Genomic DNA, 16,269 nt, shown 5'->3' with positions numbered 1-16,269 from the left:
AGAGCAAAACAATAGAAAAACTATTTTTAATCAATCCAGCAATCAATAACTCGGCCCATACTCCGAATATGGAAGAACCGGATATATTTGTTCGGTATATTCGTGAGATTGCTACAGATAATTATTCATAAATTGTTCAATGGTTATTTAGATAGAAGTGGGAGAATCTTTAACGATTTTCCCATTTTATTATATTCAAATATCAAATTATAAAGTCTTTTTGTCAAAAATATCATATAATAAAAAGCATAAAAATCAGATATTTGGATATTTGTAAGATAATCATACTGTTATTTCAGGCTTATCTTTTATCAATATCTTTTTTGGTATACTTTAATCTAAATATATTAAGCAATTATGACACACTTAAAAACATTTCTGTTATTAGTATCGATATTATTAACCCTTAACCTCTCAGCTCAAAATATCACTTCTCTGAAATGTGAATACATGGAAGAAGCGTTAGGTATCGATGTCCAAAACCCGAGGATTATGTGGAAAATAAATTCAAAGTCTCCTTTCAAACAAGATGAATGCAGATTGCTGGTAGCCTCTTCGAAAGAAAATGTAATGAAAGGCAAAGCCGATATCTGGGATTCGGGAAAGATAAAGACAGAAGATCAGCTTGTATATTATGAAGGAAACAGGCTGAAATCACACACGCGCTACTGGGTAATGGTCGAAGTGATTTCGGGAAATAAGACCATAAAGTCACAGCCGACATGGTTCGAAACAGGAAAGATGTCTTTAACAGATTGGAATGCATCGTGGATTACAGATGATCATAACAGTGATTATGAGCCTTCACCTATGTTCCGAAAAGACTTTACTGTAAATAAAAATATTGCGTCGGCACGTTACTATATAAGCGGATTGGGTTATTATGAATTATTCTTAAACGGAGAAAAGATAGGAAACAATCTGCTGGATCCGGGCTTTACCGATTACGGCAAGAGAGTACTCTATTCTACATATGACGTTACCAAAGCTATTAAAAAAGGCAAAAATGCAGCAGGTATACAGCTTGGTAACGGCTGGTATAATGAACAGACTCCTACCGTGTGGAATTTTCACCAAGCACCATGGAAAGACCGCCCGAGATTGATATGTGAGCTACTCATAACTTACACTGACGGTACTCAGGAAAAAATTCTAAGCGACAATAGCTGGAAAACTTCTACCGGGCCTTATTTGTTCGACAACATACACGTAGGTGTAACATATGATGCACGCAAAGAACAAAAAGGATGGAATACTGCGGGTTTCAATGATTCGGCATGGAAAAATGCAAAGCTTACCACATCTCCGGCTCCATTGGTGGAAGCAATGAAAATGCCCGCTATCAGTTTTTCAGACTTAGTAACTCCCGTATCCGTAACTCAAAAGAATGATACAACATACATCGTTGATATGGGAATAAACTTCGCGGGAGTATGTTCTTTGAAAATAAAAGGCCCTGCTGGCGCCAGTGTAAAGTTGCGTCATGCTGAAATGCTGGACAAAGAAGGAAATATCGATCAACAGAATATCAATATGCATTTACGTCCCCGCAATAGCCGCGAGGTGATACAGACAGATATTTATACACTTAAGGGACAAGGTATAGAAGAATTCTTCCCTCAATTTACCTATCATGGGTTCCGTTATATCGAAGTTACTCTTAGTGAACCGATGGTTATAGATAAAAATACGCTTACAGGCGTGGTGATGCATAGCAATGTAGATAAGATAGGTTCATTTGAGTGTTCTAATGAGCTTTTAAATAAGATAAATGAGATATGTAACCGTTCTTATTTAAGCAATCTGTTCGGAATACCAACCGATTGCCCTACCCGTGAAAAAAACGGCTGGATGGCTGATGGTTTTATGGTACAGGAAGCCGGAATGTTTACATATGACAGCCGGAATGTATATGCCAAATGGGTAAGGGATATGATAGATGCACAAGAAGAGAATGGAAATGTTCCGGGAATTGTGCCTACATCATGGAAATGGGATTCAAACTGGGCCGGGCCAATATGGGATGCTGCAATCTTTATTGTTCCGTATACGCTTTATCAATATACAGGCGACATCGAAACGATACGTGAAATATATCCGACAGCCGAACGCTATATGAAATATATAGAAACAAGGGAAGACGAACGCGGACTTATAAATCACGGATTGAATGACTGGCTATTCTACAAAGCAGAGACCCCTGTAGATTTTATGACAACCAGTTACGTATATTGGAATAATATAGTGATGGCCAAAATGTCGGAACTCATCGGCCGTAGCGATCAAAAACAAAAATATCTGGATAAAGCGGCCGTATTAAAAAAACGGATAAATGATAATTTCTTCGATACTAAGACTGTATCATATTCTAATAAGACACAGCTGGCTTACGCACTTCCTTTATATTTTGATATTGTTCCTGCTGAATATAAAGACCGTCTGGCAGAAAACCTACGCGAAAAAATGAAGGAAACAGATGGTAACCTCGACTTTGGATTTATTGGAAGTGTAATGGTTCCCGATGCACTTTCCGAAACAGGAAATACCGATGCAGCTTTTCGTATGGCAACCAAAACAACACTTCCTTCATGGGGTTACTGGATAAAAGAAACGGATGCTACTTCCCTCTACGAAACATGGGATGTTACACGCCGTATAGGTGATGCTTCATTAAATCATCCGTCGATGGGAGCAATAAATGCATGGATGTATAAATATCTCGCGGGTATTAATCTCGATCCTGCGGAACCTGCGTTTAAGAAGATAATCATCAAACCGTCTTTTGTTCAGGGCCTCGACTGGGTAAAAGCGTCGCATGATTCTCAGCAAGGAGTAATAAAATCGGAATGGAAACGTGAAGGAAACAAGGTTACATTGAAAGTGACTATACCTGCAACAAGTACAGCCTCGATTATCCTGCCGGGTGAAACGACGAAAGAAGTGAAAGGCGGAGAGCATGTTTTCACTATTAATCAGTAATAAAAAGGAATAAAGAACTAAATATACGATGCTCCGGACGGCTTAGGAAGTAGCTGCATGACGGGAGATTATTTACCGTGTCAACTACATATCTACCCGTCCGGAGCATCGTTGTTTTGTCATAGATTTTTTGCGTCCGTCAGTATCTATCTGGGATTTACTTATTATAATTATGATATCTACCCTTTAATGCTTGTTTTTTAAATTCTTCCGGCGAGTCAGGTATAATTCCGAATATATAGCGATTACCATTCTTAAAAGGCTGTTTCATCTCAAAATTTTCGAATGAAATGCCTCCCGGTATCGGAGATTGACTTGCCCAATAAGTATAACGACCATTGACAATCCCTTGTAATTTTTCATCCGGCGTGGTACTTATCCAATATTGGGTTGCTTTCTTTCCCGTATATTTCCAATGTTGATGAGTATCTGCTGCATATATAGCCTTCGAGGGATCTTTTTCATTCGGGGCTGCTATAAAGTAAGCATGCCCTTCAGGGCCATGTATCATATCTTTAATTGAGAAGAATGCATGTGGTGTAAATGCATCTCCTCTATAGTCAGGCCATATTTCTGAAGACACTTTTTTGTAATCCTTAAGGTAAAGGGTTCGCAGTCGGGCTTTATTAGCCATAGTAGCAGTGAGGATAAAACTATCGAGAGATACAGATTCCTCCGAGGCATAACTTGTCAATTCAAATTCATAAGGACGCTCTTCAAAAAACCGTAGACGAACATACACTTTTGCCCCGTTATCGAATGGCTCACAGAAAATATAAACAGTCAGCGTTTGTTTTCCGTTCTTTTCTTCGATAATTCCTCTTGCAGGATATATTTCATTATTGTTTGTTGAATATCCGGAATCATTCGAACTCCAAAATCTCTTACCACGTATCCCCGGATCCATACTGCTCATCTCAAGTTCGGAGAGCCCTCTGTGCTCCTGCCCGGCAGGTATTGGCTCCATAGCAATGAAATTAGTAACAACATGAGGCATGTGATCTAAATATGGAGTAAAAATACGTATCAATCCTCTTGGCATGATATCCTGCTGGGGGATTGCAACAGAAATTCCTTTTGCATGTCCCCAGATTGCCATTGCCGGTTTATTCTTCGCTGGCTGTATCCAAAGCCGTCCTGTATCGGGGGCTGCAAGTTCATGAAATTTAAGCTCCGAGCGTTGTGCATTCAGAGATAATGCATAAAAATAACAGATTAAAATCAGGATATTTTTCATAGTATTTATATTTAGCTAAAACGTTTAACCTAATACAAATATATAAATATTTTGAAAAACGGGTGTTAGAAAAAGGATAAAAATTATTTTGACTAAAAATCAAACACAGCCTAATTCAAATCCTTATATGAATAATGATAATCTTTCCCCATAGCTTTCTTGTATTCAATAATAAAAGCCTGATACCTTATTCTGGCCTCGTCATCCATTTTCAATCTTTTCAGGGCTCTGGTCTGAAAAATAAGAGCATCGTCATTCAATGCATCAATGTTGAATATAGCTTCTGCAAAACAGATAGTTGAACGGTAATCTTCCATATCGTAACTTTTCTCCATTTCGGATAATAATACAGGTTCAATTCTTTGTTCAACCTCCTCTTTAAACGAATCGAACAAAGGATGATCGGAGGATTTGAGGAATTTACCTCTGGTCAGTATCCTTACTAATTCAGCTTTATTCTCTTCTGTCTTATTTGTCGAAATTATATTTATACATCTCTCATAATCACAATAGAAATCCGAAGTCTGCACGATGCGGAAATAACCTTTATCATATATTAATTCTATTCCGTCCAATTCGCTCAATACCTTACGTAAATGATTGATAGTAACCCCCCTTGAATTCTTTACTTTATCTTCCGGTTTACCCGGCCATAGCAGGCTGCTGAGACGCTGAGAAGTTATACCATTGTCTACACTGTGTTGAAGTACAAGAAAGAGTACTTGTTTTAATCTCGTACTCAACATATATGTAATATCTTTTCCACGTTTGTCGCGTACGGTAAAATCACCGAAAAGATAAATCGAGTTGGCCCTGACCTCCTTAGACTCATTACTATGTTTTTGTAAACCTCCCGATTCATTCCGGTTATTACCGTATTTCGAATTAAATCTTCTGAAAAAGAAATATACGATAGCCGTCACACATACACACGAAATAATAATTACCCGCAAAGCAGTATTATCATTCTTGCCTTTCGGGTAACTTGCCAAGTCTTCGGCAGTGATAGGAGGAAATGCTAAAGAATAGATTTTCAGGTCAGAAACTATATCATCGTCAAATTCCTGAACAAGGGCATAGAGACTATGTAATTGATTGTCATAATACAGGTTTGCATTTGTTGTTATCTTATCAGAATGTATCGGAATAGAATCTCCCAGAATCTCATAACTCCCATCTGTTAAAGAAAAGCGGTAAAGCTGGAGAAATGAATCTGAAAAAGACTCAGGGTAACATAAAGTATAAAAACAAGAATCGTTAAGTATCACCATGCCTCTTACAGGAACAATATAATCCTTATCCCATTGGATTTCCCATAATTTTTCAACTCTTTTCGTACTAAGATCAACCTTATGTAGATCGTAAAAATATCTTCGCCCGACGACCTGTTCTCCTGATTCATTTCCCATTCCGCCAAATACATATACAGATTTTGTCTTATCCAAATATCCTACAGATGAGAAGTATCTTGGAAATATCGGGTCCCCTTCAAGGCCTTCAATCTGATGCCACTCTTCTGATTGGGAATCGAAATAGTAAAAATCCTTATTATAATACATATTGCCAAAACCTCCGAAGATTGTATATCTGCCAGTAGAGGGATCGATATACGATGCGTGGTGGTGCAACTGTCTGGGTAATCTGTGGTTGCTCCTTACTGTCCATTCATAAGTAGATAAATCAAGGCTGGCTACACTAGGTCCGTCATAGGGCTTATCAAGGTCATAAAACACCTCGTATACAAATAATTCATTATTTTTTGTCTCAATGAAATTGGAGCCTAGCACGAGCTTTATCGGGCATGGTTCCTTGAATATTTCTGTTTTCTTGTCTCCTGTTCTTACGTTGTATATTATTATTGAATCCTTGTTAAAATAATATATCTCTTTCTTTTCAGCATTGTAGTTTGCCCCTGCCACAGTCTCTGACCCAAAAGCAGCTTTGAAACGCCAATGGTAAGAATCATTAATAAGCCATTCGGGATTCAAAACATCTCCCCTCCGCTTTCCTTTTATATCATAAATAAAATTACCTTCGCTTTCCCTCAACTCAAAAATATACCTGCGGCTGTTCCCCACAGAAAGGTCTTTTATAGCAAAGGAAGGCACATCAATAACATGGTCGCTCTTTCCAAAAACTATTACGGGACGGTATTTTTCAGATAGCCTTACATCACCTGCAGCAAATGTCTTATCATGAATCGTAAATTTTATAGAATCTTTTTTCAGGTCGAAAGAAATAATCATCTTAAACCAATGTGCATTCATAAGTTCTTCCCGTCCGATTTCTGCCGTAATAAGACTGCTCCTGCCTTCTTCGTTTAGTTTGAATATATGGTTGCCACCTTGTCCGTCATAGAATAAATTAAATATCTTATTGCTGTCTTCATTTTTGATTCTTATTATATATCCTATCTGTCGGGCCGGATATAGGGATAGATCGAATTCGATATCAAAATATCCTGAGAATTCAGGTGATTTATTACTAAATACATTGTACGATGTCCGTTCATTAATAGGATGGTCACCACCATAAAACTTTAATCCTTGAGAAAAAGTCGTCTGCGAAGCCGAAAGGCTTAAAATAATAAATACAAAATGAGATAGTTTCATAGATTTAAATTGATTTCCGTATAGAGCAACACGGTAAAGCATTGCTGAATCTTATTATAATTGTCCCCCATTCGGTGAGGAATTTTTATTTCTTAATAAATAAGCGGGTGTCGACGCACCCTGCCGATTCCCTCTAGTTGTGTTTGTTGATATAGATTAGATATTTTATTCTTATAGCAATTAGTTTAGCGTCCACATCATTTTTGTTCATAATTAGAATTCACTGATTATTCAATCGCCATTATTAAACGATACATATTAAAAAACATATATAAACTGAATATTTTTCCTGATATCAGCCATAGATAAAGAATATCCTATGCTTTTTTTAAAAATTTATATGGAGAGTACGTCTATTATCGTAGTTGAAATCTACCAGATCCTTTCGAAACAAAGCCCTGCTACTTTATATGAGTTAATTCTGTCACAAAGACAGCAACTAATCGGAAATTAATCATATAAATATACTTAGACACGAAGATAATCAATAAAACCAATAAGAGAACTGACAAAAAAACAATTAATACAGAAAAGGCCAAAATATAAAAAAGGTTAATGATTTTTTCTAAAATATAACCCTTTTTTAACCCATTCATTAACCATTAACCCATAATCTTTGCTACCCATACCAAGTAAAATGCAAGAACTATGAAAAATTTAAAATCAAATTGAATTCATAATTTATTAAATCTTCAATTAACTCTTACTAACACTTTACTTATTAATCTCTTTACTTTTTAATGTAAACATGAAAAGAATCAGAATCTTAAGAACCTTTGTGTTCGCCGTCTTGCTGGGAACAATAGTATCCTTTGCAAGTTGTAGTGACGACGATGAGTCTGTCAATGTCGATTTTGGTACTGTCACCGGTACTGTTACCGACCTGATGGATAATCCTATCTCGGGCGTTACTGTCACTATATCAGATGTGGAAGGATCGGTTACAACCGGATCCGACGGAAAATACTCTTTTCCGAATGTTTCTATGGAAAAACATGCTGTCAGTTTCACGAAAACGGGCTATCAGACAATCAGCTCAACAGTTTTAGCTGGTCATTTCGATGGCAGCAAAGTGGCCACTATCAGCGTATCTATGACAGATGCTTCTGCCAAAATCACAGGTACCATCCTCGACGGCAATAACAACGGGGCACCGCTTGCCGGCGTTACTGTTACTATCAGTGCTGAGAAAACTGCAACTAGCGGAAGCGACGGTACATATGCTATCGAATACTTATCTATAGATGATTATACGGTAACATTCTCCAAAGCGGAATATGTATCGGTAATAAAATCGGTATCGAAAAGTGATTTTGTAAATGGAGTAGCAACTATCAATTTACAAATGAGTGGCTTCGAGCCTTTACCGGGATTAAGCGTAAACGATTTAGAAGAAGCTGATAAATGGTACTATAACGAATATCGCGGCGGAGGCAATGGAGATGCTTACCCTCATTGGGACTGGTCTACCGACTATATGGCTACGCTAAACTTCAAAGGGGCATGGCAAGAGCAAAATGAAGGAACTACGCTGCAGATACGCAATAGCGGAAACGAGCAGAAAAATCCTGCTAGCCTAGATGTCTTTGACTCTTATGTTTACGGTAGCAAACTGATTTCGGAAGATAACAAAATACTTTCTTTGAGAGTAAGGACACACAATGCAGACGATAATGCTCCTGCATACTTCGGTGTACAAGTAGTTAATCTGAGCGATGCCGAACCTAAAGCTAAGAAAATCGGAGATACTAAAACTTATGGCTCGGATAAATATGCAGACTTCGATTTCGACTTGAGTGAATATATCGGCAAAGAAGTAATCATCGCTGTCGGTATTTACCGTAAAGAAACAGGCGATTACTGGAAACAGCTTGTACTTCGTGCTATCCGCTTTGCTGATAGAAAAGTTGAAAACTGGGATTGGTTACCGGGTACAGAAGTTGCAGGATTGGAAGGCTGGCATATGACACAGGAAATGGTACGTTCGACAATGGTAAATACTAAAAAATCATTTACCGGTATCAGCCCTGTAGGTGGCGGAAAAGACCAACGTCAGGAAATTTATCAGTCTTGGCGTAATGTAAGCCACGTAGGATATGAATGGTCACTTGTTCCTGTAAATAAAGATCCGGAAATAACTCCTTCAGAAGGCTACCTGCTTAAAACGAAAGGTAATGATGGCGCTATAAATACGAAAGTACCTGAGGCATATTTCTATTCTAAATATGCTATAGCGAGCGGAAATAATAAGTTGACATTTAAGACACGTAATTTTGGAAGCAACTACACTTTCTTCAAAATTACCGCAATAGAAGAAAATGGTACAGTGACATACTTAACTCCTGAATCAAACACGGCGGAAGAAGCATCTGCGGCTGACGACGGCTGTTGGAAGTTTAAGCATGGTAAAGGAGGTAAAGACAGTGCTAAGGATTATGCATCATTTGTCTACGACCTTTCACAATTCAATGGCAAGAATGTAGTACTAACCTTTGGAGTACACAAAGGCGAGCTCAATGGTGATGAAAATAAGCTTGTATTCTATAGTATCGATCTAAACTAATAAAAATGACTTTATATCCCTTGCCGAATCTTTTTCGCAATAAGAAGATTCGCAAGGGAAGTAAAAAACACAGAAAGAAAAATGAAAAAAATAGTTATCACTATTCTCTCCTCTCTATTCATTTTAAGTACTAATGCTTGTAGCGATTCGGATGATGGTTCCGATAATGGCGGAGGGAATCCAGACCCTGCACCGACACAGACTGTAGCAGAGGAAAACCTTTCCAAAGCAATGGAAATAGTTGATGCTGCCGTATCAAACTATTTTGAAGGTACAGGTATGAAATTGTCTATGTATTACAATCCTTATACCGGAGCGCGTACCAACTCGAAAGGAGAAGAGGAAACAGGAAGTGTATGGGATTATACCAGTTCGATCGAAGCGGTGAATACAGTTTTACACGGGCTCAAATCCCTGAAAGATAACGGAAAGCCTGAACTCTATAACCAGTACTTCAATAAGTATACTGACTTACTGGCCAAACTCTATGACAATGCTGCCTACTATAAAGGAACATTCACCCTTACTTCATACACACAGACTAGAGAATGGACTGTATACGGAGTTCATAGAGCTGGTGATAAAGGTTCGGCAAATGTAGAACACAGAGAAAATGTATACGATGATCAGCAATGGCTGATACGTGAATTGCTCGAAGCTTATAAGCTGACAGGCAATGATACGTATCTTAAAGAAGCTGAATATCTTACAGAATATGTTCTCGACGGCTGGGATTGTACTTTGGATAATAACGGTAAAGAAAACGGAGGAATCACTTGGGGACCCGGCTATGTATCAAAACATTCATGTAGTAATGGCCCTATGGTTAGCCCTTTAGTATGGCTCCATGAATTATATAAAGGTAAGAATGACGAGACTACTCACCGTTATATAGAACCGGATAAAAGCCGTAAAAGCGTTTCTGTAAAGAAAAGTAATTATTATCTGGATTTTGCCAAAAAGATATACGACTACCAAAAGAATCATCTTTTGCGCCCCGACGGTGTATATGATGATATGATGGGCGGGTTCAGTGATGAAAACATACATTATGAAACTGTTGGAGGGAAAAGGTATCGTATAAATACTCCTTTGCCTGACCGGGCAGGACCGGCAATCAGCTACAACAGCGGAACAATGCTTTCCGGTGCTGCAGACCTGTATCGCGTAACCAACAACAGTGTATATCTGGAAGATGCTAAAAAACTGACGGATGCAAGCTTTGAATACTTTGCTAAACTGGGAACCACAGTAGCCGGATATTATACTTACGATATCAGCGGTGACCGAAACTGGTTCAACGGAGTATTGATGCGCGGATATGTGGACATCTACCCATTATATAGCAATGCATCAAAAGCAATAGATAGCTTCCAAAAGAATCTGGATTACAGCTATAAAAACTTTGTTTACAAAAGTTTCCTTCCTACTAACCTACTATTGGGATGGAGCCGTGATAATAACAACAACCGGGTAAAAGACATGTTTACATTCGCTTTTGCTGCCGAATATGCTGTATTAGCACGTTACGAACTGGAAAAAGATAAATAACTTAAACTTAAATTTTTATGATAGAAACACGGCATACAAGAAAAATGCGGACGCTATATTCGTGCATTTTACTGGTGTTAATGATAGCTTTTGCACCTCTATCATTATTGGCGCAAAACAGAACCATATCAGGGGTAGTTACTGATGAAACTAACGAACCTGTAACGGGAGCGAGTGTATCGATTAAGAATACTACTATGGGTACCATTACCGATGTGGATGGTAAATATAGTCTGGAGGCCCCTGCAGATGCTACACTGGTAATTAAGTTTATCGGATATAGTACTGTAGAAGAAAAAGTAAACGGACGTACACAGATCAACGTTGCTCTGAAAGTCGATGCAACTACGCTAGAAGACGTAGTGGTAGTGGGATATGGTGTACAGAAAAAGGTTACCCTTACAGGTGCTGTTGCAGGTATCAAGGGCGACGAAATGATAAAGACAAAGAATGAAAACCCGCAGAATATGCTTACCGGTAAAATTGCCGGTGTACGTGTATGGCAAAAAAGTGCCGAGCCGGGAACTTTCAATAATAACTTTGATATACGCGGGCTGGGTGCTCCATTGATAGTTATCGATGGTATCCCACGCACAACTGCAGACTTCCAACGCTTAAACGCAAACGATATTGACGATATATCTGTACTGAAAGACGCTTCTGCAGCTATCTACGGGGTGCGTGCGGCTAACGGTGTTGTATTGGTAACCACTAAGAAAGGAACAAAAGACGGCAAGACTACTGTCTCTTATAATGGCTCCTTTACTCTGCAGGCTCCTTCGGGCATGCCTAAACTGGTGAATCCATATGATGCAATGACCCTGTCTAACGAAAAAGGTAATAATATTAAGAATAATGGTGTGTATGTTCCTGAATTCGGAGATCATGTGTTTGAAGAATTCCGTAATGGGACAAGACGCGCAGCCGACTGGAACTCTCTGATCTTTGCCGATACGGCACCTCAGACTCAGCATGATGTCAGTGTATCGGGTGGCAATGAGAAAACTCAGTATTACATCGGAATGGGTTATTTCTATCAGGAAGGTTTCTTTAAAACCGGTGACTTGAACTATGATAAATTCAATCTTCGTTCGAATATCACCACTAAAATTGCTAATGGTTTAACATTGGATTTAAACCTGAGCGGAGTCTTGGACGAACGGAATACTCCGTATGCGAGAACACAGGACATTATCCGCTCCTATTGGAGACAAGGCCCAATATATGGAGCATATGCAGACCCTGAGAATACAATGTTGAACTATGAAGGACTGGAAGAGTTTGAAAATCCGGTAGCATTCATAAACTCTGACATATCCGGTTATAAGAAATATAAACAAAAATATTTCCAGTCTTCAGTTTCTCTAAACTACGACCTCGGCGTAATAACTCCGGAATTAAAAGGCTTGACTCTGAAAGGATTATTCAGCTATGATTATCGCATGGATAATAACGAATCTTATCGTAGAGAGTATTATCAATACGCTTACGATAAGGATACCGACTCGTATACAAGACAAAGATATGAGAAAGGCGCTCCGTCGCAGCTTCGTCGCGAAATATTCGATAAACAACAAACATTAGGACAGATTCTCCTCAACTATAACCGTACATTCGGAGATCATGCCATAACCGGAGTATTGGGTTGGGAAGGTCAAAAGCAAAAAGGCGACAACTTTTATGCACAGCGCAACCTTGCCTTTACAACCCCATATTTATCGGCAGGACACAATGATGCCACTCAAATAGGTGGCATGTCCAGCAATAAGGGTGACGTATATGACCATACTTATTCTTCTTGGATAGGCCGTGTGAATTATGCATTCGGAAGCCGTTATATTGCAGAATTCCAATTCCGCTACGACGGGTCTTCTAAGTTCACTCCGAAAAACAGATGGGGATTCTTCCCTTCGGCATCGATAGGCTGGCGTTTATCAGAAGAGCCTTTCTTCAAAAATATATCAGCTCTTTCATTTGTTGAACAATTGAAATTCCGTGCCAGTTATGGAGAACTTGGTAACGACGGAGCACTTGAATATGACTGGGCGACAGGATACGAATACCCCGCTACAAGCAGTAATGCAGAGAATGGCTATTACGCACAATGGGCTCCCGGATATCTGTTTAATGGTCAATTCGTAACGGCATTCAGCCCTCTAGCTTTGCCTAATGCAAATTCTACATGGTATACAGCACGCACTTTTGATGTCGGTGTAGACTTTGAAGGATGGAACGGATTATTCGGCTTCTCATTAGATTATTTCAACAGAGAACAAAAAGGGCTTTTTGCTCGTAACACAGGGGAACTTCCTACTGTAGTAGGCTCTACAGCACCGCGCGAAAATCTGGATAGTGAACGTCATTTTGGTTTAGATTTGGAAATGACCCATCGAAACAGAATCAATGATTTCTCTTACAGGGTAAAAGCTATTGGTACCGTTACCCGTCAGAAACGACTGGTAGGATCGGAAAAAGGCCCGTGGTCAAACTCTTACGATCGCTGGAGAAACGACAATCTTAATAACCGTTATCAAGGTGTACAATTCGGTTATGAATCTGCAGGACGTTACCAAAACTGGCAGGATATATGGACATATCCGACTTATAAGGAAAGTGCCCTTGTACCGGGTGATTATAAATATCAGGACTGGAATGGCGACGGTCAGATCAACGGATTGGATATGCATCCGTATGCTTTCGATCAGACACCATGGTTAAACTATAGTTTGAATCTTGACTTTGCCTACAAAAACTTTGACCTGAATGTACTTTTCCAAGGATCGGCACTCGGCTCAATGGTATACACAGAACCTTTATATGCTATATGGGGAAGTAATGGAGGCGGAGTTCTCGAGCAATATTTGGACCGCTGGCATCCGGCAGATCCTAAGGCAGACATTTATGATCCTAAAACAGAGTGGATAAAGGGCCATTATAGTTACACAGGACGCCCTTCCCCGGATGTGAATTCTGAATTTAACCGTGTCAGTACAGCATATCTGCGTCTTAAAAGCATCGAATTCGGATATACAATACCGAAAATAAAAGCATTACCGTCAATGAATCTGCGTGTATTTGCAAATGCTTATAACTTATTTACCATAACAGCAGTAAAATTTGTTGACCCTGAGCATCCTGATGAGGAAAACGGTAGACTCTATCCTCTGAATAAAACCTATACGGTAGGTATGTCGCTCACGTTCTAAAAAATTTATATTAACTAGTTACGAATAACAAATTTGATATATGAAAAAAATATTTATAATATCCCTGCTTGGTATACTTTCTTTCACCGCTTGTGTGGATTTGGATGTACCGCCAAAAGGGCTGATTACAGATGATGACCTCTTATCGAACGATGCAGGTATGGACATTTATATGTCACGTGTATATAGTAAAATGCCATTCGAGGAATTTAAATATCTCGGCGAATGGGGCTTTGAGTTTAATTCATGGCTTGGAGCTATGGGAATCGAGGCTACAGGAGAAGCGACTAACAGAGATGGTATTTGTAAAACTTTCAATGGAGAAAGAACAACATACTGGGGGCCGGCATTCGAGTTATTGCGTCATGCTAATTACCTGATCGAAAATTTACCTACTTACAGAGACTCTTATTCCGAAGCAAATTATAATCATTATATAGGTGAAGCATATTACGTACGCGCTTTTGTATTCTATACAATGGCAAAACGTTTCGGAGGGGTGCCACTGGTAACTAAAGTTATAGAATATCCGGCTGACAAATCCGCATTAGAAGTTCCACGCGCCAGTGAAGAAGAGACATGGGATCAAATACTTGCCGATTTCGATCAGGCCATTTCTTTAATGTTACCGGAAAGTCCTAAGGATGGTTACTCTAATAAATATGTGGCGCTCGCATTCAAAGCTGAAGCAATGTTATATGCAGGTAGTGTAGCACAGTACAATGAAAAGGTTTCGGGACGTCTTACCGGTTTAGGTAAAAAAACAGGTGTACGTGTAATCGGCTTTGCAGAAGACAGATGGAATGCTGCAGCTAAAAGATATTACAGCGAAGCATACAAAGCTGCACATCAAATAATAACCGACGGAAGATATTCTTTATATAAGAATAAATGGGAAGCTAATAATCCTGAAGCTCAATATCAGAATATGGTAGATATGTTCAGCGACCTGAACAGTAAGGAGAATATTTTCGTAAAAAAATATCTATATCCGACTCTTACTCACGGATATGACTCTTACAGCCAACCTTTAGTATTTCGCACCGCATTGTCTTCCGGAACTTGCCCTACACTCGATTTCCTCGAATTATTTGAAGGTTTCGACCGTTATCCTGATGGAACGGTAAAAGTTACTACAGGTAACTCGAATACTCAAGGTGAATATATCATGTACGATAAGCCATTGGATTTTTTCAAAAATGCAGAACCTCGCTTACGTGCTTATGTGATTTTCCCGGGCGATATATTTAAAGGTAAAGAAATTGAAATAAGGGCTGGTATATATACAGGCTCTGCACCCGTAAAACCTCTATTCGATGATTATTCTTATGCCAATGCAGAGAAGAACTATACTCAGTTGGATATAGCAAGTAAGGATCCGAAAACACTATATCTAAGTTCTACGCTCGAAACTCAGGTAAAAGTGAACTATAACGGAACCGAAATGACTGCTGCCGGAGCAAACGGCCCGTTCTATTCGCAAGGAGAATCTGCTTTAACAGGTCTTTACGGTCGTAAATGGCTTAATCCTGATCCTTCATTCGTTTCGGATCAAGGAAAATCAGCTCAGCCATTCATTCTTATACGTTATGGTGATGTACTTCTTACAGCTGCAGAATCTGCTGTAGAACTGGCAAGACTCGGCGGACAATCTCCTGACGGAAGCAATATGCTGGATGTAGCTACAAAAGCGATAAATGATATCCGCGAACGTGCAGGTGCCACACTTCTTACAGGAAGCCTTACTGCATCGGAAGAAAGCCGCAATATTGTACGCAAAGAAAGACGTAAAGAACTGGCCTTCGAACATAAAACCAAATGGGATTTGAGACGCTGGCGTGTACAACATTACGAGAACAGAGATGAATTCTGGGGAGAAATAAGAAATAAAAGCATCTTCTCAAACTCTAACGGTTATCGTTTCCGCGGGCTTTATCCATTCTTCTCTACCGAAACCGGAAAATATTTCTTCGACGCTCATTTCCAAATGACATCATTGAAAACATTTAACTATACTCCGATCGATTATTATTTCGAAATCCCGGGCGGAGAGGTAGCGAAGAGTCTTGTCATTGACCAACAACCAAACAGATAATGATGATAGAAAAATCAATAATTATG

At 39.1% G+C, this 16,269-nt stretch carries 7 protein-coding genes; 5 read left to right on the top strand and 2 right to left on the bottom strand.

Translation table 11 applies throughout. From position 1 onward, the window contains the following. The first annotated feature begins 450 nt into the window (after positions 1-450). The gene (locus tag K348_RS0117545) at positions 451-2,979 is read left to right on the top strand and encodes a glycoside hydrolase family 78 protein (protein WP_231496820.1); all 2,529 of its coding nucleotides are present in this window, start codon (positions 451-453) and stop codon (positions 2,977-2,979) included. 157 nt (positions 2,980-3,136) lie between these two features. Here K348_RS0117545 and K348_RS0117540 read toward each other — a convergent pair whose 3' ends face one another. Next, entirely contained in the window at positions 3,137-4,216 is a 1,080-nt protein-coding gene (locus K348_RS0117540; protein ID WP_051698016.1) for a hypothetical protein, read from the bottom strand. A gap of 110 nt (positions 4,217-4,326) precedes the next feature. Continuing rightward, positions 4,327-6,828 carry a hypothetical protein gene (locus K348_RS0117535; protein WP_029906844.1) on the bottom strand — a complete coding sequence of 834 codons (2,502 nt, stop codon included), beginning with the start codon at positions 6,826-6,828 and terminating at the stop codon, positions 4,327-4,329. Between the two features lie 748 nt (positions 6,829-7,576). Here K348_RS0117535 and K348_RS0117530 point away from each other — a divergent pair. The 4 genes from K348_RS0117530 (at position 7,577) to K348_RS0117515 (ending at position 16,243) form a co-directional block, all read left to right on the top strand. Continuing rightward, on the top strand, positions 7,577-9,391 hold the full coding sequence (locus K348_RS0117530) for a carboxypeptidase-like regulatory domain-containing protein (protein ID WP_029906843.1): 1,815 nt from the start codon (positions 7,577-7,579) through the stop codon (positions 9,389-9,391). A gap of 81 nt (positions 9,392-9,472) precedes the next feature. Beyond that, the gene (locus tag K348_RS0117525) at positions 9,473-10,942 is read left to right on the top strand and encodes a glycoside hydrolase family 76 protein (RefSeq protein WP_029906842.1); all 1,470 of its coding nucleotides are present in this window, start codon (positions 9,473-9,475) and stop codon (positions 10,940-10,942) included. Between the two features lie 17 nt (positions 10,943-10,959). Continuing rightward, positions 10,960-14,148, top strand: a complete 3,189-nt coding sequence (locus tag K348_RS0117520) for a TonB-dependent receptor (RefSeq protein ID WP_029906841.1) — start codon at positions 10,960-10,962, stop codon at positions 14,146-14,148. A gap of 40 nt (positions 14,149-14,188) precedes the next feature. Next, complete coding sequence (locus tag K348_RS0117515) at positions 14,189-16,243, top strand: RagB/SusD family nutrient uptake outer membrane protein (RefSeq protein WP_029906840.1); 2,055 nt, start codon at positions 14,189-14,191, stop codon at positions 16,241-16,243. Positions 16,244-16,269 lie beyond the last annotated feature (26 nt).

Origin of the sequence: Prevotella sp. 10(H) (assembly GCF_000711235.1) — a bacterium.
In the GTDB taxonomy this organism is placed as follows: Bacteria; Bacteroidota; Bacteroidia; order Bacteroidales; family Dysgonomonadaceae; genus Dysgonomonas.
The sequence above is the reverse complement of the archived record's forward strand: the minus strand, read 5'-3'. Positions and strand labels throughout refer to the sequence as shown.

Excerpts from the sequence above, each read along its gene's own strand:
- K348_RS0117525 (WP_029906842.1), top strand. The coding sequence starts at position 9,473 with ATGAAAAAAATAGTTATCACTATTCTCTCCTCTCTATTCATTTTAAGT.
- K348_RS0117530 (WP_029906843.1), top strand. The coding sequence starts at position 7,577 with ATGAAAAGAATCAGAATCTTAAGAACCTTTGTGTTCGCCGTCTTGCTG.
- K348_RS0117535 (WP_029906844.1), bottom strand. The coding sequence starts at position 6,828 with ATGAAACTATCTCATTTTGTATTTATTATTTTAAGCCTTTCGGCTTCG.
- K348_RS0117520 (WP_029906841.1), top strand. The coding sequence starts at position 10,960 with ATGATAGAAACACGGCATACAAGAAAAATGCGGACGCTATATTCGTGC.
- K348_RS0117515 (WP_029906840.1), top strand. The coding sequence starts at position 14,189 with ATGAAAAAAATATTTATAATATCCCTGCTTGGTATACTTTCTTTCACC.
- K348_RS0117545 (WP_231496820.1), top strand. The coding sequence starts at position 451 with ATGGAAGAAGCGTTAGGTATCGATGTCCAAAACCCGAGGATTATGTGG.
- K348_RS0117540 (WP_051698016.1), bottom strand. The coding sequence starts at position 4,216 with ATGAAAAATATCCTGATTTTAATCTGTTATTTTTATGCATTATCTCTG.